The 26,473-nt window shown below is 56.1% G+C and carries 21 protein-coding genes; 15 read left to right on the forward strand and 6 right to left on the reverse strand.

Going from position 1 to position 26,473, the window contains the following annotated elements:
* The coding region (locus RMSM_RS14780; RefSeq protein ID WP_148294451.1) for a GMC family oxidoreductase N-terminal domain-containing protein at positions 1–780 on the reverse strand (780 nt) is incomplete at its 3' end.
* Between the two features lie 93 nt (positions 781–873).
* On the opposite strand from RMSM_RS14780, the gene RMSM_RS14785 reads away from it, so the two are divergent.
* The 9 genes from RMSM_RS14785 to RMSM_RS14830 all read left to right on the forward strand — a co-directional run bounded on the left by RMSM_RS14785 (position 874) and on the right by RMSM_RS14830 (position 18,130).
* Positions 874–2,091 carry an amino acid aminotransferase gene (locus tag RMSM_RS14785; protein WP_008697563.1) on the forward strand — a complete coding sequence of 406 codons (1,218 nt, stop codon included), beginning with the start codon at positions 874–876 and terminating at the stop codon, positions 2,089–2,091.
* A 555-nt stretch (positions 2,092–2,646) separates the two neighbouring features.
* Positions 2,647–7,296: a PAS domain S-box protein gene (locus RMSM_RS36920; protein ID WP_008697565.1), complete on the forward strand. Its 4,650-nt coding sequence runs from the start codon at positions 2,647–2,649 to the stop codon at positions 7,294–7,296.
* A 438-nt stretch (positions 7,297–7,734) separates the two neighbouring features.
* Entirely contained in the window at positions 7,735–10,854 is a 3,120-nt protein-coding gene (locus RMSM_RS14795) for an autotransporter family protein (RefSeq protein WP_144057661.1), read from the forward strand.
* 355 nt (positions 10,855–11,209) lie between these two features.
* A complete protein-coding gene (locus RMSM_RS14805; protein WP_008697572.1) occupies positions 11,210–13,171 on the forward strand; it encodes a peptide ABC transporter substrate-binding protein in 1,962 nt (653 codons plus the stop codon).
* Between the two features lie 21 nt (positions 13,172–13,192).
* The gene (locus RMSM_RS14810) at positions 13,193–14,122 is read left to right on the forward strand and encodes an ABC transporter permease (RefSeq protein ID WP_008697574.1); all 930 of its coding nucleotides are present in this window, start codon (positions 13,193–13,195) and stop codon (positions 14,120–14,122) included.
* On the forward strand, positions 14,119–15,360 hold the full coding sequence (locus RMSM_RS14815; protein WP_008697576.1) for an ABC transporter permease: 1,242 nt from the start codon (positions 14,119–14,121) through the stop codon (positions 15,358–15,360). The genes RMSM_RS14810 and RMSM_RS14815 overlap by 4 nt, the downstream gene beginning before the upstream one ends.
* A gap of 5 nt (positions 15,361–15,365) precedes the next feature.
* Entirely contained in the window at positions 15,366–16,385 is a 1,020-nt protein-coding gene (locus RMSM_RS14820) for an ABC transporter ATP-binding protein (RefSeq protein WP_008697578.1), read from the forward strand.
* Entirely contained in the window at positions 16,382–17,368 is a 987-nt protein-coding gene (locus RMSM_RS14825; protein WP_008697579.1) for an ABC transporter ATP-binding protein, read from the forward strand. The genes RMSM_RS14820 and RMSM_RS14825 overlap by 4 nt, the downstream gene beginning before the upstream one ends.
* 102 nt (positions 17,369–17,470) lie before the next feature.
* Positions 17,471–18,130: a CPBP family intramembrane glutamic endopeptidase gene (locus tag RMSM_RS14830; protein WP_008697580.1), complete on the forward strand. Its 660-nt coding sequence runs from the start codon at positions 17,471–17,473 to the stop codon at positions 18,128–18,130.
* Between the two features lie 305 nt (positions 18,131–18,435).
* Here the strand turns inward: RMSM_RS14830 and RMSM_RS14840 are convergent, their stop codons facing one another.
* Positions 18,436–19,641, reverse strand: a complete 1,206-nt coding sequence (locus tag RMSM_RS14840; protein ID WP_144057662.1) for an Lpg1974 family pore-forming outer membrane protein — start codon at positions 19,639–19,641, stop codon at positions 18,436–18,438.
* Between the two features lie 341 nt (positions 19,642–19,982).
* Between RMSM_RS14840 and RMSM_RS14845 the strand changes: the two genes are divergently transcribed.
* Complete coding sequence (locus RMSM_RS14845; RefSeq protein ID WP_008697585.1) at positions 19,983–20,936, forward strand: DNA-3-methyladenine glycosylase family protein; 954 nt, start codon at positions 19,983–19,985, stop codon at positions 20,934–20,936.
* Positions 20,911–21,060, forward strand: coding sequence for a hypothetical protein (locus RMSM_RS39840; RefSeq protein WP_008697588.1), 150 nt, complete (start codon positions 20,911–20,913; stop codon positions 21,058–21,060). The genes RMSM_RS14845 and RMSM_RS39840 overlap by 26 nt, the downstream gene beginning before the upstream one ends.
* Before the next feature lie 20 nt (positions 21,061–21,080).
* Here RMSM_RS39840 and RMSM_RS14850 read toward each other — a convergent pair whose 3' ends face one another.
* Together RMSM_RS14850 and hmpA are read right to left on the reverse strand one after the other, a co-directional pair.
* Positions 21,081–21,413: a cupin domain-containing protein gene (locus RMSM_RS14850; RefSeq protein ID WP_008697589.1), complete on the reverse strand. Its 333-nt coding sequence runs from the start codon at positions 21,411–21,413 to the stop codon at positions 21,081–21,083.
* Positions 21,414–21,532: 119 nt separating this feature from the next.
* Entirely contained in the window at positions 21,533–22,780 is a 1,248-nt protein-coding gene (hmpA, locus tag RMSM_RS14855; protein WP_008697591.1) for an NO-inducible flavohemoprotein, read from the reverse strand.
* Positions 22,781–23,049: 269 nt separating this feature from the next.
* Between hmpA and RMSM_RS14860 the strand changes: the two genes are divergently transcribed.
* From RMSM_RS14860 to RMSM_RS14875, 4 genes are all read left to right on the forward strand, one after another.
* Complete coding sequence (locus tag RMSM_RS14860; RefSeq protein ID WP_008697593.1) at positions 23,050–23,472, forward strand: RrF2 family transcriptional regulator; 423 nt, start codon at positions 23,050–23,052, stop codon at positions 23,470–23,472.
* Between the two features lie 141 nt (positions 23,473–23,613).
* Positions 23,614–24,288 carry a DUF3124 domain-containing protein gene (locus tag RMSM_RS14865; RefSeq protein ID WP_008697595.1) on the forward strand — a complete coding sequence of 225 codons (675 nt, stop codon included), beginning with the start codon at positions 23,614–23,616 and terminating at the stop codon, positions 24,286–24,288.
* 131 nt (positions 24,289–24,419) lie between these two features.
* Positions 24,420–25,016 (forward strand): c-type heme family protein, encoded by a 597-nt coding sequence (locus tag RMSM_RS14870; protein ID WP_144057663.1) that lies wholly within the window; start codon positions 24,420–24,422, stop codon positions 25,014–25,016.
* A complete protein-coding gene (locus RMSM_RS14875) occupies positions 25,016–25,702 on the forward strand; it encodes an MOSC domain-containing protein (protein ID WP_040766812.1) in 687 nt (228 codons plus the stop codon). The genes RMSM_RS14870 and RMSM_RS14875 overlap by 1 nt, the downstream gene beginning before the upstream one ends.
* Positions 25,703–25,981: 279 nt before the next feature.
* Here RMSM_RS14875 and RMSM_RS38495 read toward each other — a convergent pair whose 3' ends face one another.
* Both RMSM_RS38495 and RMSM_RS14880 read right to left on the reverse strand, forming a co-directional pair.
* Complete coding sequence (locus RMSM_RS38495) at positions 25,982–26,155, reverse strand: DUF542 domain-containing protein (protein WP_236622144.1); 174 nt, start codon at positions 26,153–26,155, stop codon at positions 25,982–25,984.
* 50 nt (positions 26,156–26,205) lie between these two features.
* On the reverse strand, positions 26,206–26,473 hold a 268-nt coding region (locus tag RMSM_RS14880), incomplete at its 5' end, for a hypothetical protein (protein WP_040766815.1).

A 26,473-nucleotide genomic window follows, 5' to 3' on the forward strand; every position in this document is an offset into this window, starting at 1 on the left:
TAACCGATCGCGTGGCCCAATCCCGCTTCGCATCAAGATCGCAGGTGTCGCGATACTGCCAGCGGACAAAATAACGCGTTTGTTCGCAGCAATCTTGGCTCCGTTTGCCAGCTTGACCCCGACCGCTTGATCGTCACGAAACAAAACACGATCGACGGTGCCACGAATCTTCTGGACGCCATCCGATTGAGCAATCAGCGCGGCGGGTGACCAACGGCGTCCGTTGCGATTCATTCGGCGGTACGCCATCGCGGTGCCGAAAGGAGTCGCGGCATCCAGAAACCGCTGGGCTGGTTCGCTGATCCAGCGGGCCGATTCGGGCTGCACCAATCGTTCCGCAGCGTTGTAGGCGGACCGCAGCGACTCTGCCGACCAACGATCATCCGCTGACGTAGCGGATGCCGCCGCTGTGGAAAACATGTTCAAGTCGTCGTCGGTCGGCGGAAACCAGATCATCGCGTTGATCCGGCTGCTGCCGCCGAAACCGCGGCCGCGGGGGCAATTCAGTGATCGTCCGGCGAGCGACTTGGATGCCTCAGTGGCGTAGTTCCAATCTTCGGAACTGCCCAGCAATTTTAGCCAGCGAGCCGGCCGAGTGCGATCGATGTCGGCCGCGGCCACCATTTCCGGGTTTTCCGACGTCCCCGGCTCGATCAACGCAACCGAATAACCGTGCTGGTGCTGCAATAGGTGGGCGAGGGTACATCCCGCCGATCCGGCACCGACGATGATAATGTCCGCGGAAGATTGGGAAGAGGAAAGGGAAACAGAGGCATTCAAATTCGGGCCTGTTGGCAATAGGCGATAGGTCGTTTGTTGATTAGGATTTCCCGGAACGATTCCATTCCGTCCCTATCCAATCCCAATTCTGCTATGAATGCGTCCGCAAAATCGAATGTCGTGCACCGCTTCGTTGGAATTCCGACCGCTCCACCCGACTCCATTTTGGGGCTGACCGAAGCGTTTTTGGCGGACAAGAATCCTAGCAAGATGAACCTCAGCGTCGGAGTTTACAAGGACGCCTCGGGGCAAACGCCGATTTTAAAGTGCGTCAAGGAAGCCGAACGACGGTTGATCGATAACGAAACCACCAAGGGTTATTTGTCGATCGATGGATTGCCGGATTACCGTGAACAAGTCCGCTCGCTGGTGTTTGGCGACTCGATTGACCCCAGCCGCGTTGCGATTTTGCAGACTCCCGGCGGAACGGGCGCCCTTCGAGTCGCGGCCGATTTTATCGTCGCTCAGCTTTCGCCGACACGAATTTGGATGCCCTCGCCGACCTGGGCAAACCATCCCGCTATTTTTGCTGCTGCGGGACTGCCGAGCGAAACCTACCGCTACCTGGGAAGCGATCGCACCTCGTTCGATCTGGCCGGAATGCTCGAAGATCTGAGCCAAAAGACCAAACCGGGCGACGCGGTGCTGCTGCATGCATGCTGTCACAACCCAACCGGCGTCGACCCCACCCCCGAAGACTGGAAAGCGATCGCCCAAACGGTGGCCGAGCGTCAACTGATCCCGCTGATTGACTTTGCCTACCAAGGCTTTGGCGAGGGTATCGAGCAAGACAAGACGGGATTGAACACGCTTTTGGAAGCGGTGGACGAAGCGTTCGTCTGTAATTCGTTTAGCAAGAATTTTGGTTTGTACAGCGAGCGTGTTGGATCGGTTTGCTTGGTCGCGGCCGACAACGAAACGATGAAGGCGGCACAAAGTCAGCTGAAAACCATCGTCCGCACCAACTATAGCAACCCACCGCGCCACGGGAGTGCGATCGTCGCAACGGTCCTTCAAGATCCTGAGTTGACGTCGCTGTGGATTCAAGAAGTCGACGAGATGCGAGAGCGGATCGACACGTTACGTCAGCACTTCGTTGAAACGATGAAAAACACCGGCTCCGGCCACGATTTTTCGTTCTTGCTCAAGCAAAAAGGGATGTTTTCTTTTAGCGGCTTGACCCCGATGCAAGTCGATGAACTCAAAAGCAAACATGGCATCTATATCGTTGGCAGCGGCCGCATCAATGTCGCCGGAATGAGCGAAGACAAGATGGACACGTTGTGCCAAGCGGTTGCATCGGTTCTGTAAACATCGGTTCTGTAACCCGCGAACGCCTCAATCAGCCAACCGCGAGCCAAATCGACGAGCGGCTCCACGCACGCCCCCTCGCATTGGGGCCATGAAGCAATCCCATGCTTGCAAACACTGCCTCGCAGGGAACGGCCAACTTGAGGGGGGCTGCTACGCCCCTTCCGGCATCTCCGGACCGTCAACAGCGAGTGCAGGTGGCCGGCGACACCCCCCGAAGAGGTGTCGCGCAACGTCGACTGGGCATTCGAATCATCTTTCTACGAACGGCGAACTGTTCTTTAACCAGCCCTCGGATGTTGTTATGGTGCGTACTCCGCCCCGCCGCTGCGCAGGTGCACAACTTGGCCCCCTCATACTTCGCAAGGCTGTCCCCTTTCCTTCATCGTTGCCGATCGATTCGGATTGGATTGGGAACGAGTTAAAAAAAGGTAGTTTTCACAGTGTTGACGCAACACGCAGCACTGTCTGATGGCTTACCTTATTCCCTCGATTCTTTTCGCTGATTTCACATCGACGCCACAGACCGGGCAATGACGCCCGAAAAAAAATGAAATGACGGATCACTTGGCAACATCATCGACAGCGGCCAAGTCGTCCGGACTTGCTCTGCATCACCGCGATTCGATTCTGCTGTCCTGTGTGCAAGATGCGGCGATTGTGACCGATGTGGCGGGAGTGGTTAGCGACTGGAACGAGGGTGCAACGAAGTTGTTCGGATGGACGGCAAAGGAAATGGTCGGCCGACCGTTGCTTCATCGTTTTCCAGAACAAGAACGCGAGTCGATGGGGCAAAGAATTCAGTCGATTTTAGCGGGCGAGGATTGGACGGGCGATTTTCTCGACTGGCATAAAGATGGCACCCGTGTTTGGATTGATGCTCAAGTCACGCGAGTCACCGACAACGAAGGTCACACGCTTGGGATCCTAGGGATCTGGCGTGACATCACCGCACGAAAGGCTTCCGAAGCAGCAGTCGAAACGAGCGAACGACGCTACCGCGATCTGGTGGAATCCTCACACGATCTGATTTGGACAATCGACGCCGATAGCCGCATCACCTACATCAACCAATCTGCCAAAGCGATTTATGGATGGGATTCGCACGAGTTGCTTGGCAAATCGTTTCTCGAGTTCATTACGCCGGAAAGTTTCGAAGAGACGCTCAAGACGTTCATGACGATGGTGGAAACGGGCGCCGAGCAGCTTGATTATCAATGCGGTGTGTTCCGCAAAGATGGCAGCGTGGTGAAGCTTAGTACCAATGTTCGCGCGCAACGCAATAGCGCAGGCGACCTAGTCGGGCTCTGTGGCATCTCACGTGATCTGACGCAGTGGATTCGTGCGACCGACGAACTACAAGAACGGCAAGTCCTATTATCCAATGCCGAACGAATCGCCAACATGGGCAGCTGGGACATTGATCTGCGTGTCGGAAAATTCCATGGATCCGACCAAACGTTCAAAATCTTTGGCATTGAAGCGGATCAGTGTGATGGTTCGCTTGATGGATTGATGGCGCATGTCCACCCCGAAGATCGTAGTCGCGTGCTGCATTCGCTCTCGCAAGCCGACGCCGCGCAACCGTTCGTCGAACAAGAGTTTCGGATTCGCTACCCAGACGGCGAAATTCGTCAGGTGCGTGAGCGTGGCGAGGTAATACTGGACGAATCGGGCAAAGCGATACGTCGACTCGGGATGGTCCAAGACATCACCGAGCAAGAAGAGATTGAGCAAGATCTACGCAACAGCCGCGAACAGCAACGTCGTCTGATCGAACAGCTCGAAAAAGAAAAACGGCGACTCTCGGAAGCTCAATCGGTAGCCAAAATCGGCAGCTGGGAAACCGACCTGCGAACGATGACGGTTTTTTGGTCCGACGAGACCTATCGCATCTTTGAAAAACAGCCGGGATCGTTTTCACCAACGCACGAAAGCTTTCTCAAACTAGTGCATCCGGCTGACCGCAAACGAGTCAACGAAGCCTTGATCGAATCGTTTGATCTTGATTCGACATGCAAGGTCGAGCATCGCATTGTGCTGGCCGACGGCAATATCAAATGGGTCGAGGAATCGTGGCGGGCGTTCAATGACGAAAACGGAACCCCGGTCTATGCGATTGGAACGTGCCGAGACGTTTCCGAGGCCAAACAAACGCAAGCCCAGCTTAACGATCACACCCGCCGACTCGAAGCCACCGCCTCGGTTGCCGGAGCGTTCCTTGAAAAGATGCCATTAAGTGAGGCAATACAAACGTGTGCCCACGCGATCATCGAACACCTGGACGCCTCACTTGTACGTGTTTGGACGACAAGCCCCGGAAAAAAAACACTACATTTGCAAGCTCAATCCGCTTGTGATGGGCATTCCCCCGAAACGACCCTCCAAATTCGGCCCGGTGAACATCCGGTCGAATTGATCGCGCGTTCACGAACTCCGGTTGTGACACGACTCGATCCTGGACCACAGACCGACGCTCAAGACAATGCATCGCCGCAACAATCCACTGTCACCATCGTGGGGCACCCGATGCTGGTTGAGGACCGTTGTCTCGGAGTGCTAGAGATTTTTCTGCCAGCCAGCCTAAGCCCTGAGCTTGAAACCAGCATTGCGATCTTAGCCAACACGATTGCGGTCAACCTGGATCGTTATCGCGCCGAGGAAAACCTGCGACGACTCAACGAAGAACTTGAATCACGTGTCCAGCGGCGATCGGAAAAGCTGATTGAAAGCAATCGTCGTCTGAAAACGCTGTTAACCAATATTCAAGGCATGGCTTACCGTTGCCGCGATGACGCCGATTGGACGATGGAATTTGTCAGTGAGGGGTGCCGCGACCTACTTGGGATCGCGCCTGAGCAATTACTCGAGGGCGACTGCACCTACGCGAGTCTGATTCACCCGGATGATCTGTCGCAGGTCGTCGAAGTCTTTGCCAGCGGACTGCAATCGCACCGTACGATCGAACATGAATACCGCGTGCGAACTCCCGATGGCCAACTGAAATGGGTGTGGGAACAAGCGCGTGGCGTCTACAACGAACATGGCGAAGTCGAAGCAATCGAAGGTTTGATCTCGGACATTACCGATCGGAAACTTCGCGAGCTTCGAGAGAATCATCAAAGTGAACTGTTAAGGATGTTGGCGGCGGACCAGTCGCTTGATGCTTGTCTGGACAAGATCGTCTCGAGCGTGGTCGCCGAAGACCCCGCGCTCATGTGCAATTTGATGCTGGCGGACAGCGCACAAACTCACTTGATAAATCGGGCGGCGAGAAATTTGCCGAACGAATATCTCGAGGCCATCGAAACATCACCGGTGAAACTGCAGACCGCACCGTTTTGCCGAGCAGCGAAAACAAAAAAGCAAGTGGTTGTCGACACATCGGGCGATGAATCACCTGGCCCACCCTGGTCCGAGCATGCTGAACGCGCGGGAATCCGCTCGTGTTGGTCGATGCCCATTCTGAGTGTCAATTTCGAACTCTTGGGCACCATGAACGTCTATACCGAACAATCTCGTAAACCGAGCGCCCATGAACAAGAACGACTCGAATGGGCCACCGAACTCGCACGGTTGGCAGTTGAACACACGCAGGCGAAACAGGCGCTCGTCGACAGCGAACACTTCAACCGCGTGACGCTTGATGCGTTGTCGGCTCATATCGCCGTGATCAATTCAGAAGGAACCATTGTCGCTACCAATCAAGCTTGGAAAGAGTTTGCGATCACATCTCAAGCGGATGTGCGAAACGTGTGTGAAGGACAAAACTATCTTGCCGTCTGTGATGCAGCCATCGAACTGGGAAATCAGGATGCCAAGAAAGTCGCTGCAGCACTGCGCCAGATCAGAGCGGGTAAACGAGAAGCCTCGTGCTTCGAGTACTCTTGCCACTCCGCCGACGAGCAACGTTGGTTCCAACTCTGCATGCGACGCATCTACGTCAATGGTGTGGTGCATATTCTGATGGCTCATGAAAACGTCACCAGCATCAAACGATCCGAAGCAGCACTGCGAAAGGCCATCGTTCACGCACAACAAGCGAACCAAGCCAAAAGCGACTTCTTGGCGACGATGAGCCACGAATTGCGAACGCCGCTAAACGGAATCTTGGGCATGAACGAATTGCTGAGGACAACCGCGCTGACGCATCGGCAACAGCAATTTGTCGAAGCAGGGCACAAGAGTGGCCAGTTGTTGTTAGCACAGATCAACGACATTCTCGATCTTTCGAAGATCGAAGCAGGCAAACTCGAATTGGAACCGCGCGAATGCCACCTAGCAACGGTGGTTCAAGACGTCGTTGCCGCCAACGCTCCGCTGGTCGCCGAAAAAGGTTTGAAACTGAATTGTTACTTGGCGGACGAGCTTCATGCAGTGGTCCGCTGTGACGATCATCGCTTGTGCCAAATTTTGGCGAACTTGCTGGGCAACGCATTGAAATTCACCACGCGTGGCGGAATCAGCCTGCGGGGTGAGCAAATTTCATGCACGGGAACCATCGCTCGGATTCGTATTTCGGTCACCGACTCGGGCGTCGGCATCCCCGAGGACCGCAAGGATCGGCTGTTCAAAGCTTTTTCGCAAATTGACAATTCGACCACCCGGCAATTCGGAGGCACGGGGCTCGGTTTATCCATCTGTATGCAGTTGGTCCATTTGATGGGAGGCGAAATTGGCGTCACAAGCCAGCAAGGTAGCGGATCGACGTTCTGGTTCGAAATTCCCGTTGAAATCCTGGATCCAACCGTTCGCTCCACACCTTCACCGAGTCCTGCTGTCACGACCACGGATCCGGTGCCTCACTCCGATGCGTTTTCAGGCCATATCCTGGTGGCCGAAGACAATCTGACCAACCAGTTCTATATCAGCGAGCTGCTAAAACACTTCGGTTGCACCTGTGAAGTTGTCGCCAATGGTGAAGAAGTGCTGAAGGCAATTGGCAAAAATCGCTACGATTTGATTTTGATGGATTGCCAAATGCCCAAGATGGACGGTTTTTCTGCGACGCGTGAAATTCGTCAACGCGAACAATCCGGCATGCTCGCTGGGAAACATCAGATCGTCGCGCTAACCGCCAACTCACTCGCTGGCGACCGAGAACGATGCTTGGATGCCGGCATGGATGACTACATCAGCAAACCGGTGCAAATCAATCAGCTGCAAGCTCTGGTTCAAGCATGCCTGGGACAGCCCTCCAACTGACAGCCGCAACCCCAATGCCATCTACTTTGGCACTAAACGGGTGGCGTTTGTAGCGGTGCGGCGCGGGGCCCGCCCGGTCTACACCGAACGTTTTACTCGCCTCAACCGGACGGCTCGCGCCGTGCCGCTACCAAAGTAGATGGCATGGGGCGCAACCCCGCGAATTCGTCACCAAATTTTTGCTACTTTGACTTCAGTCGATGCAAGTCGAGTGTGTAGTGGCAATTTGTGATGGTTGTCAAATTGATACTACCGGGCCACTTCCGCAGGGACGATTCTAGTTTCTGAACGAGGGCATCGTACTCGTAAGGTTGAGCCCGGCGGGGCGACCTCAGACGCGACTCGATGGAACATCACAGACCACCCTAGGGTTCGTCGCATGGAAGCGACGAGGGGGGCTTGCATAATCCTCGCGTTTTCTTCATCACGCGAACACTCATGACCAAAAAACGTCTTGCCCGCCTTGCTCTCTTGCTGTCCATTCTGGGCGCTCCTGCCGCCATGGCCGCTGACTTTGAAGTCCAGAATCACAATGACTCCGGTGACAATTCACTGCGCTGGGCGATCGAACAAGTCAACGCCGCCGGCGCCGGCACTCATTCGATCACTTTTGCTAGCAACCTTGATCCGATTGCCTTGGCGTCCAATCTTCCGATGATCGTGGGGACCGGTCAAAGGATCACGATCCATGGGGCCGGTAACACCGTTTCAGGCCAAAACACCGCACGGTTGATCTTTGTTGCCGCTGGCGACGTCACGATCGAAAACATCACGCTGAAACAGGGGCTCGCCGAAGGTGGTGACGGCGGAGTTGGACAAAGCGGTGGCGGCGGGGGCGCGGGGGCTGGCGGCGCCCTGTTTGTCAACTCCGGTGCCAACGTGGTCATTCGTGGTGTCACGCTTGATAGCAATGCCGCTAAGGGCGGCGACGGAGGAGACACAAACAGCGCTGGTGGAGGCGGAGGAGGAGGTGGATACGGCGGCAACGGCGGATCTTCCGCAGGCAATGGCGGTGGCGGCGGCGGCGGGTTTGACGGTAACGGCGGCGGCGTCGCGACAGGCGGTGACGGCGGTGGTGGGGGCGGCGGCCTCAGCGGCAACGGTGGCGTAGCAAACTTGACCGGCGGTGGTGGAGGCGGAGGCGTGGGAGATGGTTCGTCCTCTTCAAGTAGCACCGGAGGCGATGGCGATGGCGGCGCAGCCGGGGGCACCACTGGAAACTCCGGGGCCACAGGCACGCCTGGCGGTGGTGGCGCAGGAGAGTTAGGTGGTGGCGGAGACGGAGCGACCAACGGCGGTGGCGGTGGATCATCCTTTGACGGGGATCCAGCCGGCGACGGCGGCACCTATGGAGGAGGAGGCGGTGGCGGCTATCACTCCCCAGCAGGAAAAGGCGGCGAATTTGGTGGAGGTGGCGGTGCCGGCTTCAACGCAGCGGGCAAAAACGGCGGCGATTTCGCCGGTGGGGGCGGCGCTAGTACCGGCAGTACCGCGGGCAGCGGCGGTTTTGGCGGCGGCGATGGCGGCAGCCCTTATTATGGCGGTGATGCCGGCGACGCGATGGGCGGTGCCATCTTTGTACGGCAGGGCGGAAGCCTTTCGATCGTCGATAGCTCACTTAGTGGTAGTAGCTTAACTGCCGGAACCGGTGGGACGGGGGGCCTTGGCAATGGCGATAACGGCCAAACGATCGGAACGGGGATTTATCTGCATACCGGGGTCACCGCGGGGATCGAAGTCGGTACGGGATCGATGACGCTGGCCGACGAGATCGGTGGCACCGGATCGCTTCAGAAAACCGGAAGCGGCGAACTCATTCTCTCAGCTACCAACACTTACACCGGCACCACTTCGATCAATGCCGGACGACTGGCCGTCAACGGCTCAATCGCCGGCCCCACTATTGTCGGCGAAAGCGGTGAACTGGGAGGCAGCGGCACGATCAATGGTTACGTCATCAACAACGGCACCTTCGCCGCTGGCAACTCGATCGGAGCGATGAATGTCACCGGCAGTGCCACCTTCAATTCCGGCAGCAGTACCGTGGTCGAAATCAAGCCTGCGGCCAGCCCCGTCGCCGGAGTCGATAACGACTTGATCACCGCCAACATCGCCATCATCAACGGCGGCGATGTTTCGGTGCAAGGGGCCGCGGGGGCCTACTCCGAAGGAGCCAAGTACACGTTTCTGCAAACCCACAGTGGCGTGATTGGCACGTTCGATTCGATCAACGATGACCTCGCCTTCTTTGATGCCGAACTGGGCTACGACGCATACACGACGTTCTTTACCCTGGTCGCTAGCAGTACCGATTTTGCGTCGGTGGGCGGCTCGGGGAATCGCCAATCCGTGGGAGCTTACGTCGACCAAAACTCCAGCGGTGCCGGCGGTGACTTCAAGGTCGTGCTCGATGCATTTAGTATGCTAACGACACCTCAAGTGCAAAGCGGACTGAGCCAACTGAGCGGTGATGTCTACGGCAGTCAATCTCAGGTGACGGTCCAAGGAACCAGCCAGTTGATTGGCACGATCGGCGGCCAATTGCGTTCGGGTCTATTCACGAGCGGCGGAGCCAACCGCGGCGGTTTCGCCAGTGCCACGTTGTCCTCAAGTCCGGCAGCATCCGACTCGGGTTCCGGCGTTGCGTTGGTCAGCTACGTCGAGGCTTCGCAAACACCATGTGACGTGCTGATCGCGCCGACCTGCCATGCCGTCTATCACTGGCGAGGCTGGGTGACTGGTTACGGACTGGGCGGCTCGGCCGAATCCGACGGCAACGCCGCAGGAATCGATTACGGTTTGGGCGGCACGACGTTTGGAATCGAGCGTGATCTCGGCGACAATGTTCGCCTTGGTTTCTTTGGCGGTTATGTCGGTTCATCGGTCAGCGCCGACAACATCCACCAAACCGTCCGCAGCGACGGAGGCAATTTTGGCAGCTATCTGACTCACACCTCGGGTCGCCATTATGGGATTGCGATGGGCGGATTGCAGTTCGACGATTTTGACAGTGACCGCACGATCCAGGTCGGTGGATTGGCTCGAACCGCAAATGGCGAATCCGACGGATGGCAAGGGTTTGCTTACGGCGAACGCGGCTTGAATCTGCAATTGACTCGATCACACCAGTGGCAACCATTCGCAGGGCTGCAATACGTTTACGCCCGTCAAAACGCGTTTACTGAAACGGGCGCCGGGTCGATGAACTTGGCGATGGCGGGAATCGACACCCATTCGCTTCGCAGCAACCTGGGCAGCCGATTGCAGTGGCAGCCATGGGCGTCGCGTCGCGGTTGGGCGATCACACCGGAGATCCGTGGCAGCTGGATGCACGAGTTCTTGGACACGACGTCGGTCGTGAACGCTCAATTCGCCGGTGTCGGTGGTGCGGGCTTCACCGCCAACGGCTTGGACCTCGGCCGCGACTGGGCAATCGTCGGTGGCGGATTCGCGGCGCGGCCGAGTGAACGCTGGGAATTGCGTGCCGACTACAATACCCAGTTCAATGATCGCCAAGTCTTCCACGTCGGATCGGGAACGCTCAGCTACGCTTGGTAGGGCCGGTTCCCACCGGCCGCGGACGTTGGACTAAGCGGCATTAAAGTTAGGCCGACCGGCCGGCAGGAACCGGCCCTACGCTTCGTCAGACAGCTCAGCTGCCGTGTGATTCGGCAGCCCCCGAGCGAAAAAATCTTGTTTTTGCAAGAATTGAGGGGCAAAAAATGACTTGCGGACAACGTTGCCAGCTTTGCCCCAGCCATGATGTAATGCTTCGCACACGCCCCCAAGCGGCGTGAAGTTGGCGACGACGTGGCTCGATCTGCGTTGGAAAAAAACGCTGTCCCATTGAACAGGCAATCTCGGTTAGAATCTCGCAGCAGATCGTTATTTTTTCGTACTGGAGATTCCCCGCGTGCCTCCCGAAGTTCGCCGTGCTTTTCTGATCGTCGCCTGCCTTGTCGTGGTCGCCGCTGTCGCTTGGGCATCGTTTTTTGACGCGACACCGCCTGCCGATTTTAGTCTTCAAAACGGCAGCGATCCCAAAACCATCGATCCCGCGCGGGCGACCGGTAACATCGAAAGCCGGATCATTTTCGCGTTGTTCGAGGGATTGTTGACGATGATGCCCGAGGGCGATCCCGATCCTGTGACCGGTTTGCAGCCGATGTCGCCTCAGCCCGGGGTGGCTGAGTCGTATGAGATTTCCGACGACGGTCGCACCTATACGTTCCATCTTCGCGACAACGCCTTCTGGACCGATGGCACTCCGGTGACGAGTCACGATTTCGCCTGGAGCTGGCAGCGGATGCTGCACCCCGAAACCGCTTGCGAGTACACGTTCCAGCTCTACGCGGTGCCGTTTGCCGAACAATACGCTAGCGGCTTGGTGGACGTAGGTGACCGTGTCGAAGTCGAGTTGTGGGACCGCCCGCTCGATACGCCGGCCGAATCGAGTCAGCAGAATTTCCCTCGCGGCACGATGCTGTACGGAACGCTTCGCGAGATCGTCAAACCGCCGGAACCGGAATTCGCAGGCGATATCGATGACGAAGAGCGTGAAAACGCGATGCTCGATTGGCAAGAACAATGGGTCTACCGCGTCGATGTTGCCAAAGAAAACGCCGATGGTGAAGTTCTGTGGGACGGCGAGGTTAAGTCGCAAACCTTTGCCGTCGATCCGAGCTCGGATGTCGCCGATGAAAACACCTCGCGCTGCCACGCCGTGATGGTCGCCTTTGGCAAACTCGGCAGCCTGGAAACGCCCGATGACCAGACCTTTGTCGTTCATTTGAAGGACGCGGTTCCTTACTTTCCTAATCTCGCGGCCTACTACCCGCTGTTTGCAGTGAACCGAAAGTGTGTGGAAACCTTCGGGTCACCGCTGTGGACCAAGGCCGACAACATCGTCACCAACGGGCCGTTCAAACTAGGATTTCGTCGTTTGCGAGATCGATTGCGGTTGGTCAAAAACGAAGACTATCATGCGGTCAATCCCAACGGCTTTGACACCGTCGACTTCCTTTCGATGGAAGGCCAAAACACGGCATTGAACATGTACGAAACGGGGCAAATCCAATGGGTGACCGATCCGCCGACCGCATTGTTAGAAGAACTGAAAACGCGTGACGATTTCATCACCGCGCCCCAATTGTCAGTCTACTTCTATCGTTTAAACGTGGCTCGCAAACCGCTCGATGACCCCCGTATTCGTCGTGCTATTGCTAAGGCCATTAATCGTACACAGATCGTCGAGCAAGTCACCAAGTCGGGGCAAATCCCAGCCTACACCAACGTGCCTCCGGGGCTTGCGCTGTACGAAAGTGCCAAAGGCATCAATCCCGACATCGAGGAAGCCAAACAGTTGCTGGCCGAGGCGGGTTATCCCGGTGGTCGCGGGATTCCCAAGATGACGTTGCTTTACAACACCAGCGAAGGCCATCGCGCGATCGCCGAAGTGATCCAGCAGCAACTGCTGAACAATTTGAATGTCAAAATCGAATTGCAAAACATGGAATGGGGCAGCTTCCTGGATAAGACGCAGCAGAAAGATTACGACATCGCCCGAGCCGGCTGGATTGCCGATTACCCCGACCCTAATACATTCCTGGATATGTGGGTCACCGACGGGCCTCAGAACAGCACCAATTGGAGCAACAAAGAGTACGACCAATTGATTGCCGATTCCGCCCGTGAAAGCGACCCCGTCAAACGGATGAAATTGCTGCAGCGAGCCGAACAGATCTGGGTCGACGAGATGCCGGTGATCCCGATCTATTTCTACACCTCGATCAATATGGTCAAACCCAACGTCAAAGGGTTCTTTCCTACCGCCCAGGATTTACATCCCTTGAATTTGCTCGAGTATCGAAAGTAAGAAGGTCCACAAAGGATTTGCATGCGAGATTTACTTAGCTACATCATCAAGCGGTTCGGCTGGATGCTGATCACGTTGTGGATTGTCTACAGCGTGTCGTTTGTATTGATGCGCAGCGTCCCGGGCAACCCGTTCAGCAGTGAACGCAACGTGCCGCCGGCAATCGAGCGGCAATTGAAAGCGCGCTACAATCTGGACGCACCACCGATCGAACAATACGTCGACTATCTGGTGGGGATCGTCACGCGATTTGATCTAGGTTGGTGTATCCGGCTGGAAGATTACAGTGTCAATCAAGTGCTTGCCGAAGGCTTTCCCGTGTCGGCATCACTGGCGATTTTCGCCTTGGTTTTCGCCATCGTCTTGGGAGTTTCGGCCGGAGTGGTGTCGGCGGTTTATCGCGGTTCATTTGCTGATGTCAGCATGATGGCTGCCGCGGTGCTGGGGATCGCAATACCCAACTTTGTGCTCGCCAGCTTAGCGATTCTGCTATTCGTGTTTGGAATTCAACTCTTTCCCGCAGGAGGCTGGGGCACGCTACGGCAAGTCGCACTACCGGCGCTCTGTTTGGGGGCTCCGGTGGCTGCCTACATCGCACGGTTGACGCGAGCCGGGATGTTAGAGGTGATGACCCGCGACCATGTTCGCACGGCGTTCGCCAAGGGTTTACCGCATCGCACGGTGATCACACGCCATGTATTGCCCGGAGCGATGTTGCCGGTCGTTTCCTATCTCGGTCCCGCAACCGCCAGCGTGTTGACGGGATCGTTGGTACTGGAAAAGATCTTTGCGTTGCCCGGCATGGGCAGCCATTTCATTTACGCCGCGACCCAGCGTGACTATACGCTCGCGATGGGAATGGTGCTGACGTACACCGTGATTCTGTTCATCATGAATTCGCTTGTGGACATCTCGTACTCCATCATCGATCCACGGGTGAAACTGCAATGAGTGCTGCTGAGAAAAAGGAAATGGATCGCGAGCTGCTTGAAAAGATGCTCGCCGAGTCCAATCAAATTCACGGTGTCTCGCTGTGGCAGGACGCATGGAAACGATTGCGCCGCAAACGAACGGCCATGGCGTCGATGGGATTCCTGATCGTGTTGGCGCTGTTGGCGCTGCTGACACCGCTGTTGCCGCTGCAAAGCCCAATCGACAAAGATTTGAACAACCGCCGGTTCCTGTCACCAAATCTGCAAACCGTGGTGATGGGGTCCCGCGAAGGACTGAAATTCGCCGACGGACGTTTAACCAGCGAATTGGCCGCGTTCAACGCCGAGATTTCGGAATTACAACAGGAACTTGATGTCACGACGGATGTAACAGAACAAGCCGAATTGATCCTGGCGATCGAGCAACGCTACCAAGTCGAACACCCCTTCAATCAACTGTGGAACGAACTCGGTCCGGTTTCCTGGCAACTCACCCGAGCTCGAGTGGCCCTGTTTGGTGACTATGCGATCCCGAGTATTTTCGGTACCGATATCCTGGGCCGCGATCTTTTGGCTCGCGTGTTCTGGGGAGCCCGAGTGTCATTGATTGTGGGGATTGTCGCGACGCTGGTCAGTTTGTTGATCGGGGTCAGCTACGGTGCGATCGCCGGCTACTTCGGCGGCTGGGTCGATGCGGTGATGATGCGGATCGTCGACATGATGTATTCGATTCCGTTTATTTTCGTGGTCATCTTCCTGGTCACGTTTCTCGGCGAAGACAGCGTCAAGAAGAAGCTTGATGGAATTGGAATCGACCAAATCACAATCTTTTACATCATCATCGGCGCCATTTACTGGTTGACGATGTCGCGAGTGGTTCGTGGTCAAATATTGTCGCTTCGCCATGAACAATTTGTCGAATCGGCGCGAACGGTGGGGGCATCTCCGCCACGCATCATCTTTCGCCACTTGGTGCCCAATGTGCTAGGGATTGTGATTGTTTATCTGACGCTGACGATTCCTTCGGTGATGTTGTTCGAAGCCTTCCTGTCGTTCCTCGGACTTGGCGTTGCGCCACCGGATGTTTCGTGGGGGCTACTGCTAAACGATGGGGTGGAAGCGCTTTCGAGCGTGAAGCTGTTTTGGTGGGTCGTGGTTTTCCCAGGCCTGTCGCTTGCGTCGACTTTGTTTGCGTTGAATTTTCTCGGTGACGGACTTCGTGACGCACTGGATCCTCGTATGAAAAACCGGGACTAGATTTGATGCCCGAATCCAATAATTCACCGATCCTTTCGGTCGAAAATTTACAGGTCAGCTTTAAAACCGACGATGGAATCGTGCGTGCGGTTCGTGGTGTGTCGTTTGACATTGGTGCCGGCGAAACCGTGGGCATCGTCGGCGAAAGTGGCAGCGGAAAGAGCGTCACCAATTTGGCGTTGATGGGATTGGTGCCCAAACCGCCGGGACGTATCGACGGCGGCTCGGCAATCTACGGTGGTCGCGATCTGCTGAAGATGAACGAATCGCAATTGCGAACGATTCGCGGACGAAAGATCGCGATGATCTTTCAAGATCCGATGACGGCGTTGAACCCGTTGATGACAGTCGAACAGCAGCTGTGTGAGATCACGCAGTTGCACTTGGGGCTGACCAAAAAACAAGCTCGCAGCCGTGCCGTCGAGATGCTCGAAATGGTCGGGATTAGCTCGCCAGCAAAACGTTTGCGAGATTACCCGCATCAATTCAGCGGTGGGATGCGGCAACGCGTGATGATTGCGATGGCATTGTCGTGTGAACCCGATGTGCTGATCGCTGATGAACCGACAACGGCGCTGGACGTGACGATCCAGGCCCAGATTTTGGATTTGCTGGCCGATCTTCAGAAACGTCGTGGCACCAGCATTTTGTTGATCACGCACGACCTTGGCGTGGTCGCCGGTGTTTGCCACCGCGTTTTGGTGATGTATGCCGGCCGCGTGGTCGAAAAGGCATCGGTGAACGATCTGTTTGCCCAGCCGAAACATCCCTACACGTTGGGGTTATTGAATTCGTTGCCTCGATTTGATCAAGAGCAAAGTGACTTGCTGCAAGCGATCCCTGGCCAACCGCCGGACATGGCACGCGTCCCAGAGGGATGTTCCTTTCGTGCTCGCTGTCCCTACTCGATTGACAAATGTGCCACCATTGATCCGCCGCTTGCCCCGGCGGGCGAAGGCCGATTGGCGGCATGCATTGTCGATGTCGAAAATGCCACGCCTCGCGATTACGAGGTGACGCCATGAGCGAAAGTCCATTGCTTGATGTCCAGAATTTAAAGGTCCATTTTCCGTTTAGCCGCGGATCACTGTTCCGTCCTGAACGAGGCGTGATCCGCGCCGTTGACGACATCTCGTTCCAAATCAAAGAAGGCGAGACGCTGGGCTTGGTGGGGGAATCGGGGTGTGGCAAATCGACCACCGCGCGAGCGATTGTCGGGTTGGTGCCGCCCACCGCCGGGACGGTCCGATTGAACGGATCCGATATCACGGGACTTCGCGACCGTGAAATGCTGCCATTTCGCCGGCAAGTCCAAATGGTGTTTCAAGATCCGTTCGCCTCGCTGAACCCTCGCATGACCGTGGGCGGCATCATTGGCGAACCGCTGGTGGTGCACAACTTGGCCAAAGGCCGCGACCGCAAACTCGAAGTCATCCGGTTGATGGAATTGGTCGGGCTGAACCCGCGGTTTCTAAATCGCTATCCACATGAATTCAGTGGTGGACAACGGCAACGCATCGGAATCGCTCGCGCGCTAGCGGTCGAGCCCAAATTGATCCTCTGCGACGAACCGGTATCTGCTTTGGACGTTTCGATCCAGGCTCAGATCATTAATTTGTTGATGGAATTGCAACAGCGACTCGGGCTGTCGTATTTGTTCATCGCACACGACTTGAGCGTCGTACGGCACATCGCAACCCGCGTCGGGGTAATGTATTTGGGGCGGATGGTCGAACTGGCCGACGCGGCGGATCTTTACCAATCGCCCACGCATCCTTACACCGAGGCGTTGCTATCGGCGGTGCCGGTGCCGGATCCTGTTGTAGCAGCGACTCGCGACCGCATCGTACTCGAGGGCGAGGTCCCTTCGCCTGATCGCGAGTATCCGGGGTGTGCTTTTGTCGATCGATGTTGGATTGCCGAACAAAAGTGCCGTGAAATACGGCCGAATCTGGGTGATCAAGCCCACGCAGCCGCTTGCCACGTCCGCTGCCCCGAGACGTCGTAGCCAACAGGATTCTGCGGCTCGATCCCAGCATTCAGTCGCATTCTTGACGGAATTCCCGCATCCGGGGGTGCCGAAATCGCAGCCGCCGCGTACGCTTTCGGTATGGATGAACACGAAGAAACGCTCGACCAGTCGCCCAATGACCTGTTTTTAACGGCAGTGATCTTTGAATCGGCGCTCGGGCTGCTGGCACTTCTGCTGGGATGGGCTCTCGGTCCCGACCCGCGAGCGATGATCCCCGATGGCGGATTCGAAAATCTGCGAACGATCGGTTCGGGACTCGCCTATGGCTGCGCCGCAGCGGTGCCGATGTTGTTGGTCATCGCGTTGATTCGCAAAATACCCTGGGAACCCATTCGCGAACTCGAGCGGCTCAGTGATGACGGCATGATCCGCACGTTGCTGAGTCTGGGACGTGCCGAGTTGGTCGTGATCAGTCTTTGCGCCGGAGTAGGCGAAGAATTGCTGTTTCGCGGCTGGCTGCTGCCTTGGCTTGCTCATATCGGCGGCGCCGATGTGGCACCGAGCCCGGTGGAATGGGGCGCAGCACTCGTTGGATCGTCGATCGCATTTGGATTGGTCCATCCGATCACGCGGCTGTACGTCGTGCTAGCGGCAGCAATGGGATTGTACTTTGGTGCGTTGCTGCTTTGGACTGAGAATCTACTGATTCCGATCGCCGCTCACGCCGCCTACGACGCCGTCCAACTGCTAAGCCCCGGTTTCAAACGCAGCGATTCAGACGACGCCAACGAAGCCTAATGCTGGCGCCGCACCCTCCCAGTGCATCGACTCCATTCCCATGCGACGCCCCCGTTCCGTGCGCAGGCGCTCTCATCCGCCCTGGGCGGCTACCATGGAAAATATCTGCCCGCGAATCACGCGAATAAGCGCGAATGGTCGTTCGAAGGCGTTCACTTTTTATTCGCGCCGATTCGCGTGATTCGCGGGCCAAAAGACATGCTCACGATGACTTCTCAAGCTCAAGCTTTCCGTTGCGGCTTTAACCAGATTGCGTTGTGTCGCATGTATCCAAATCGGACACTCTCTGATGTTGATCCCGTTGATTAGAATTGCAGCCCGAGCGCGAAGGTGATCGCGTCCAACGAGATGGTGCTTGACGAATCGACTGGCCCGCCGACGTCAAACCACGCTTGACCTTCGTAGCCGACTCGGGCGAACCAGGATGAGTGTCGACCGAGCGATTGATTCCACTGTAAACCCATCGACATCTCCAGGGCCGTGATGACTTCGCGGTGTACCGCAGCATCCTCGAGTTCGGTGGTAAAGACGTTCTTCATCTCGTAGATCTTTTGTGTCGTCTCACTCATCAACAACGATCCGCGAAGTCTGCCGTACACCCCGAGTCGGCTGGCACCGATCCCGCGGCGCAGTTGCAGCGACATCGTAGGACCAGCCCCCTGCACATCCAAGTCGTTGCTGACCGCTTCCTGCAGCACACCGCCGGCATCGCGAACATCGCCTCGCATGTATTGCTTCATACTGGCAATTCGCACACCGCCACCGACGGTTCCCTGCAGTGAATTCCACCGGAACTGCTGAGTCGCCTCGAGATCGAGTGCTTGGAGTGTCAGCTCGTGGTTGGACGTTAGCGTTTCACCGACTTGGGCCTGAGCGTTTCGTGACAAGTTGCCTCCGGCGCCATAGACGTACACAAACACGGGGGTCGCGCCGGTGACTGCGGTGACCGCTTCGCTGTCGGCTTGCTCGTCAAAGCGAAAGTAGGTCGCCCGAAATCCGCCGCCACTCTTTCGCGATTGCCAACCGAGCCAAACACGCGGTGACAATTCGTAATCATAAGAGAACGGGACCAGCGTGTTGCCCACCGGCGGGTCAATGATCATCGCGACGTTCTGGTCAAAATGAGCCCGCATCCACATGAACTCGAATCCACCGAGCAGCGTTCCGCTGCGTGCCGGCGGAGCACAAGCGGTTGTCGCGGATGCGTGATTCGGCTGATACGCAGGACCGCAGTCAACGTCTACCTTGGGCGCACTGTAAACGGCCGAATCCAGTGGCGTGTGAGGCGTGTTGAACCAGTTCGGCGGTAAGCGGCGCCCGCCGATCGCAGCATCGCATGGTCTAGCTGAATCACATGAGCCCGCTGATTCGAGAGCATATCCAAGCCCAGAGGAAAGCATGTCGTGCTGGGCCGATACAACCGCCGGGCCTATTAACCCCGTCACGAGCAAAACGAGAATTATTCGCAGGGTGTGAGCACCGGCCGCATTTCGGTTTCTGTTGGTAATCATTCTTTGCAATCCATTGCGAAAGGTGTGTTACTCCTTTTCATCGGATCGACTTTCACAACAACACGAGATTGCGTGGCGGTGTAGGCGAAGCTTGGTTGACCACACTATCTTCACAGCAAGTGCACACCTCTGGTTGGGTAATGTGCGCGTAAGTGCACGTTTGAATTCCAATGGGGCGTCTTGCGATGCAAAAAACGCGTTGTTTTGGGGCTCAGACATGACAAAACGCTCCTGGGTAAGTGGCAATTCGAAAGATTCATTTGGCAATCACCCTTACCGAGTCAACAATGAACAATCGGTTACCTAAAATAGTTGTGTTCACCCAATAACTTTTTTGCGGAGTGGTTCTGCTGATCACCTTCACCCTCAAACCGAAGCCTCCCTACCGGTTGGATCTTGCCGTTTGGACGCTGCGTCGACGTCCCGAAAACATCATCGATGATTGGGATGGTGATGTTTATCGGCGGGTGCTCGTGGTGGCGGATCAAGCGATCATGGTCGAGGTTCGGCAACTTGGCCGCCGCGAAACACCGCGGTTGTACGTTACCGCCCATACCGACCATCCGTTCCCGGGGCTACAGAAACAGTTGACGACGACGCTCACGCGGTTGCTTGGCATCGACATCGGTTTGACGGGCTTTTATCAATTGGCTGCCAATCACCCGCAACTGCAAAAGCTAGCCAAACCGTTCGTCGGTATGAAACCGCCTCGCTATGCGTCGCTGTTTGAATGTCTGTGCAATGCGATCGCGTGCCAACAAGTTTCCTTGGCCTCAGGGATCCAGCTACTTAATCGTTTTGCCGAGCACTACGGCCGATCGTTCGACACGTCGCCGTATCGCCGATTTGCGTTCCCGGACGCAGCGACACTTGACACGGTGGAGGTCGAAGATTTGCGGCAAATTGGATTTAGTCGACAAAAGGCGACCGCGCTACTGAACCTTGCCGCAGTCGCTCGCAGTGGCAAACTCGAGTACACGCAATTCGAAGAGCTGTCCGACGAGGATTGTGTCGCGGCGCTATGCCAATTTCGCGGGATCGGACGTTGGTCGGCCGAGTACGCGATGCTGCGTGGTCTGGGCCGACTGCACGTCTTTCCCGGCGATGACGTCGGCGGACGCAACAATTTGCAAGCTTGGTTAGATCTGACGGAGACACTTGATTATGACGGGGTTGCCAACCTGCTTCAGCGTTGGCAGCGTTTCGGAGGACTAATCTATTTCCACCTGCTGCTCAACAAGCTTGCGGCAAAACCGCCAGGAGGATTTGATGTCGAAACAAAGACCGACGATTAAGCTCGCTCGTGCCTATGATCCGCCTAAATCCAGTACAGGTCATCATGTGTTGCTGTACGCCGCCAAAGACGAGGAACATAACAATGCGGTCGTGTTAAAAGAGTTTCTCGAGCACACGAGGTAATAAGCCAGCAACGATGCGTGCTATTTCTTGGCGAGCATCAGAGTGACCAATAGCGACGAATTTTCCAGTGCCTCGACCGCATGGGGCTCGGCGGCGGATAAAAACAGCATTTTGCCTGCGGTCAATTCGTTCGTTTGGCCCATCGCCGTAAAGGTCACGCGGCCTTCGATGCACTGGACAGCGATTTCTCCCGGCGCTTTGTGCTCGGGGATCACCTTGCCCGCTGGCAAATTCAATCGCAACACCTCAAACGTTTCGGTCTTCAATAGCGTCGATGTTTTCGTGTCGGCAATGGCGTCGCCCAATGGACCGACATCAAACACTTCACCAGGTTTCGCGTGTTGGATTGCCATTTTGGTTTCTCGAGTATGGGTATGATGTCAGTAATAAGCAGGACTGGAATGAATTCGCCATCACCTTCGCGTCTAAGCGGATTGGCAACGCTATCGCGACTTGACTCGGCCTACGAAGCCTATCCCACTTTTGCTATGGGTTGTTGCAGATCTTCTTTGGGGCCAAAGAATTCATAGCGGACGCGAGTTTCATCGACGCCGAGTTCTTGCAAACAGGCGTGGACACTTTGCATGAACGGCTTGGGGCCACAGAAGTAAAAATCGGCGTCTTGGTAGGGTGTCCACTCTCGTAACAACTCGGTCGTAACGAATCCGACACCATCACAGCGGTTGTTTTCTAAGTCTCCTTCGAGCGGAGCGTCATAGAGCACACGTGTATGCATGTTGGGACTGAGTGACGCCAGATTGCCGATTTCATCAGCAAATGCATGCACCCGACTGTTACGTGCGGCTTGCAGAAAATAGATCGATGCTTCGGGATTGGCGTGCACAATGGACTTGGCCATCGACAACAGCGGCGTGACTCCGATTCCGCCCGCCAACAACACCACAGGACGTCCCGTCGTGGTCGATTCGGGATCGATGGTGAACTCGCCGCACGGAGGTCCCAATTTGACGACATGACCAGGTTCGATTTCATCGTGCAGATGATTCGAAATCAACCCGTGGGGAGCATCGGGCGAAAGAGATTGTTCTCGCTTGACACTGATGCGGAAATGCTCGACTCCCGGACGCTCCGACAAACTGTAATTGCGAGGCGACGTCGGCGTGGTGGGGTGGTCGATGTGGACGGTGATATATTGGCCCGGACGAAACGGTGGCAGCGGCCCTTGGTCCTCTGGACGCAAATAAAACGACGTTACCTCATCACTTTCGGGAACCTTGCGATCGACCACGAAACTGCGGTAGCCGTTCCAACCACCGGGTGCAGATTCTTGCTCGTCGTAGATCGCCCCTTCGCGACCAATGAAGATGTCCGCCAAAAATTGATACGCCTCGGCCACCGCGCCGACGATCTCGTCGGTTGCCGCGTCGCCCATCACGTCTTGGATCGCTCCGAGCAAATGCTCACCCACAATCGGATAATGCTCGGGCTTGATTCCCAGCGAGCAATGTTTTTGAGCGATCAACTCAACCGCCGGCATCAGCACTGCGGGATTGTCGATATGAGAAAAATAGGCACAGATCGCTCCAGCCAACGCTTTTTGCTGGCCGCCGGAATGTTGATGAGCTTGGTTAAAAAAAGCTTTCACCTCAGGATTCCCCTCAAACATCCGCATGTAGAAGCGGCGAGTGATGGTTTCCGCATTGGCGGCGACCAAAGGGGTAATCGCTTTCACAATTTGAACTGTTTTTTCACTCAACATGGGCGTGGCTTCCTAACGCGACAGGGTGGGAAGGTTGCCGGTATCCGGCGGAGGGTCTAAAGTTGCTACATACACAAAAAGGTACAGGATAAATCATGCACGTCAAGGTGTAGATTTTGGCGGTCGCTATTTTCGGTGTGAGGCAGGGGAAAATGTCCATCCTGCCACTGTTGGACGGCAGCGGTGGCTGGTTTATGCTTTTGCTCTAAAATGTGGCCCACCCTGCCTGCCCCCAACTCACTGACACGTCCTCGATTCAAGGTCACTTCATGCTTTCGAAAACAGCGGAATACGCTCTGCGAGCGGTGACATGTCTGGGCACTCGGACGGGGCAACCTTCCTCGGCCGACATTTTGGCGGAACAGACCAAGGTGCCTCGCCGCTATCTCAATCGTGTACTGCAAGACCTAGCAGCAGCCGGATTGGTCCGCTCACGCAGCGGCCCCGGCGGCGGCTATGAATTAGCGAAGGAACCTGCGGAGATTACGATCTTGGACGTGGTCAATGCGGTCGCTCCGCTTGAACGAATCAACACCTGCCCATTGGGGTTAAAATCGCACACGTCGCTTTGTCCACTGCATGCCGAACTGGATCGTGCCTATGAAGCGACTCAGGCGGCATTTGCCGGCGTCACGATGCAACAATTGCTTGAATCCACGAACCCAATCATCCCGCTGCGCGAAGTATCTTGATCGTTGGGCACTGCGAACGCTTGCCGATGCGGATCACGCGGTACAATTCGACGTACAGCAGCATGTCGGCGACTTGAACACGATCCGGTCCGTCGCCCCCTTTTGACCTGCCAGCGGATTGATCTTGCGCCCCGGAGCCTGATGATGCGAAAACCAACTGACGACGATTCCGAAAAGATGATGCGGAATTTCAAGCTGATCGTGTTCTTAACCGTGGTCATCCCGATCGTTGCGTTGACGCTCTTCTTGGAAATGCGATTTGAAGCGATTGAGGACGAGATCCAATTTCTCGAACCGGGAACTCGTGATGCCGCAAGAACCGATCTCGACGCATTACCGTGGCATCCGGTCCAAGGGCAAACGCTGTATGCCCCAGCTTATTCACACATTTATCATCAAAGTGGTGAACCTCGGCTGTTGACCGTGACGCTATCGGCGCGAAATACCGATCGCGATAATGACATCGTGCTGACATCGGTACGATACTATGACACCAGCGGGAAAGAGCGTCGTTCGCTGGTTGAAAAGCCACTTCGGCTCGGGCCGCTGGCGTCGACCGAGTTTGTGATCGAGCAAAAAGACAAAAGTGGTGGCAGCGGCGCAAGCTTTATCGTCGAGTGGAAATCAGGAAAACCGGTCAATGTGCCGATGGTTGAAACGGTCATGATCGACACCAGCAACACGCAAGGCATCTCGTTCGTCCGATCGGCAACCGTGTTAGAGGAAACGAAGGCCCGCGTCGAGATGGCCCGAGACGAGTCGGCACCAACCGACACGACGCCGAGCGACGAAAGTGTGAGCGAACAGAACAATTAGCGCCCAAACCAATTAGCGAACGGCCCCCCTTTTAGCCCCATGTTTCTGAACGGAAACGAACACTCCCTTCCCCACCTTCCTTGATGCCGCGAGCTCTCTTTGTCTCGGCATTCCCACCTAAGGAGAACGCAATGCGACATCGATGCTTACTGGCCCTTGTAACGGCGTTATCGTTTACGACCCTCCATTCGCTACCTGCGGAGGAAATGGCCGCGGATGCGAAGAACGGAGTCGCCAACGTTGGCGACTCCGGCGCAGCGTCCGATGTGCTGCCCCCGCCCACGAGCGTCATCGAAGCCCGTTCGCGTGCTCGATTGTTGCACGAGACAATTCACGGCACGCTGCAAGTGGTTCATCGTGATTTCTTCGATGAAGATGATGCACATGCGATTCCATCGGCGTCACTCGAGGATGTGTTTCATGAATTGGCGACTCACTACAACATCGAACTGCAGTGGTTGATCATCGACACCGATGTGGTGAACGTGGATCACCAGGCAGAAGACGAATTCGAGAAGTCTGCGGTCAAAGCCATTGCAAAAAAGCAAGCTTATTATGAAGCGGTCGAAGCAGACCGCTACCGTTTCGCGGGTGCGATCCGACTTGCCTCGCAATGTCTAAAATGCCATGTCAAACATCGCACCAGCACCGAGGACCGCACGGCAGGTCTGTTGATTGCGATGCCAATTCGTCTCACGAATCCAGCACTTCTGAACGAGACAAACTAGTGTCAACGATCGTCTCTATCAACGTGGGTCGGCCACAAACGCTTGGAACCGAGAAACCCTGGGTGTCGGGATTCTTGAAAAAATCGGTCAGCGATCCGCTGTGGTTGCGATCAACGAATTTAGAGGGAGACGGTCAAGCCGATTTGGAACATCATGGCGGTCCGCACAAAGCGGTGTGTGTCTATCCGGCTGATCATTACCCCGAATGGCAAACAACGCTGCAAATCCCTGATTTGACTTGGGGCAGTTTTGGCGAGAATTTTACGATCGCCGACCTTACCGAGTCGGACGTTTGCATTGGAGACGTGTGGTCGGTCGGCCCCGCCACCGTCGAGGTATCGCAGCCACGCCAACCGTGCTGGAAGCTCGCGCGACGCTGGGACATCAAAACGTTGGCCTTGCAAGTCCAACAAACCGGTCGCACCGGATGGTATTTCCGAGTTCTTGTCGAAGGCATTGTCCAGCAGGGAATGAAGATCACGTTGGTCGAGCGCCCCGAACCGCAATGGACCGTCGCGGAGGCCAATCGGATCATGCACCACGACAAGCACGATCGGGATGCTGCCGCCCGGCTTGCCGCCGTCTCCACGTTGTCACCAAGCTGGAAAACAACGCTACAAAACCGTATCGAAAAGAATATCCAGCCGGACGAACAGAAACGACTCGGCGGCCACGAGGAAACGTAGAGCCGTCCGGTTGAGGCGAGTACAACGTTCAGTTTAGACCGGGCGGGCCCCGCGCCGCACCGCTATAAACGCCACCCGTTTAGTGCCAAAGTAGATGGCATTGGGGGCAAGCCCGGCGGAAGCGATGGGAGCCAAACGTTCAGCACTTATAAATCGCAGGTGCCCCGATATCCGCAGGGCAGGGCAATGGTCGTTGCGGCGAGAGCAGGGAGAGCATCGGGAATGGAGATATCAGCCGACGTCGGAGACGTCGGGCGACATTGGGGCGATTAAAATTGCTTATTGGCGACCGATTACTTGATGTAAACGTGCCAGCACCGCTTGGGGACTAAGCCCGTGGTGGTGACAAACATATTGCAGTGATTTGCCAGCGCAGCTTGTATCGAGCCCGAGCTCCTGAAATACGCCGGTGGTCTCGGGGTGCTCGATGATCCACTCGGGGATACTTGTCATCAGATCACACTGCATGCTTGCCATTATAGCTGTTGTTGCCCAGGCGAATGCTACAAACCATACGCCGCTTTTTCTAAGACCGCAGCCAGATAGGGTGCCGTGGCGCCTCGTTGCGATTCGGCAATCCACTCTGGAGGCCCCTCGGCGACAATTTCGCCTCCTCCGGCTCCACCGCTTGGTCCAACGTCGATGATCCAATCGCATGCGGCCAACAAGTCGAATTGATGCTCGATCACGATCACCGTGTTGCCCGCATCAACCAAACGCTGCAACACTTGCACCAATCGTTCGATGTCTTGGAAATGCAGCCCCGTCGTT

The sequence above is a fragment of the Rhodopirellula maiorica SM1 genome, from assembly GCF_000346295.1.
Taxonomy (GTDB): domain Bacteria; phylum Planctomycetota; class Planctomycetia; order Pirellulales; family Pirellulaceae; genus Novipirellula; species Novipirellula maiorica.

Coding starts and splice junctions, on each gene's coding strand:
- RMSM_RS39840 (WP_008697588.1), top strand. CDS start 20,911: ATGTCGAAACAAAGACCGACGATTAAGCTCGCTCGTGCCTATGATCCG.
- RMSM_RS14795 (WP_144057661.1), top strand. CDS start 7,735: ATGACCAAAAAACGTCTTGCCCGCCTTGCTCTCTTGCTGTCCATTCTG.
- RMSM_RS14860 (WP_008697593.1), top strand. CDS start 23,050: ATGCTTTCGAAAACAGCGGAATACGCTCTGCGAGCGGTGACATGTCTG.
- RMSM_RS14830 (WP_008697580.1), top strand. CDS start 17,471: ATGGATGAACACGAAGAAACGCTCGACCAGTCGCCCAATGACCTGTTT.
- RMSM_RS14820 (WP_008697578.1), top strand. CDS start 15,366: ATGCCCGAATCCAATAATTCACCGATCCTTTCGGTCGAAAATTTACAG.
- RMSM_RS14850 (WP_008697589.1), bottom strand. CDS start 21,413: ATGGCAATCCAACACGCGAAACCTGGTGAAGTGTTTGATGTCGGTCCA.
- RMSM_RS14815 (WP_008697576.1), top strand. CDS start 14,119: ATGAGTGCTGCTGAGAAAAAGGAAATGGATCGCGAGCTGCTTGAAAAG.
- RMSM_RS14865 (WP_008697595.1), top strand. CDS start 23,614: ATGATGCGAAAACCAACTGACGACGATTCCGAAAAGATGATGCGGAAT.
- RMSM_RS14810 (WP_008697574.1), top strand. CDS start 13,193: ATGCGAGATTTACTTAGCTACATCATCAAGCGGTTCGGCTGGATGCTG.
- hmpA (WP_008697591.1), bottom strand. CDS start 22,780: ATGTTGAGTGAAAAAACAGTTCAAATTGTGAAAGCGATTACCCCTTTG.
- RMSM_RS38495 (WP_236622144.1), bottom strand. CDS start 26,155: ATGACAAGTATCCCCGAGTGGATCATCGAGCACCCCGAGACCACCGGC.
- RMSM_RS14785 (WP_008697563.1), top strand. CDS start 874: ATGAATGCGTCCGCAAAATCGAATGTCGTGCACCGCTTCGTTGGAATT.
- RMSM_RS36920 (WP_008697565.1), top strand. CDS start 2,647: ATGACGGATCACTTGGCAACATCATCGACAGCGGCCAAGTCGTCCGGA.
- RMSM_RS14870 (WP_144057663.1), top strand. CDS start 24,420: ATGCGACATCGATGCTTACTGGCCCTTGTAACGGCGTTATCGTTTACG.
- RMSM_RS14840 (WP_144057662.1), bottom strand. CDS start 19,641: ATGATTACCAACAGAAACCGAAATGCGGCCGGTGCTCACACCCTGCGA.
- RMSM_RS14825 (WP_008697579.1), top strand. CDS start 16,382: ATGAGCGAAAGTCCATTGCTTGATGTCCAGAATTTAAAGGTCCATTTT.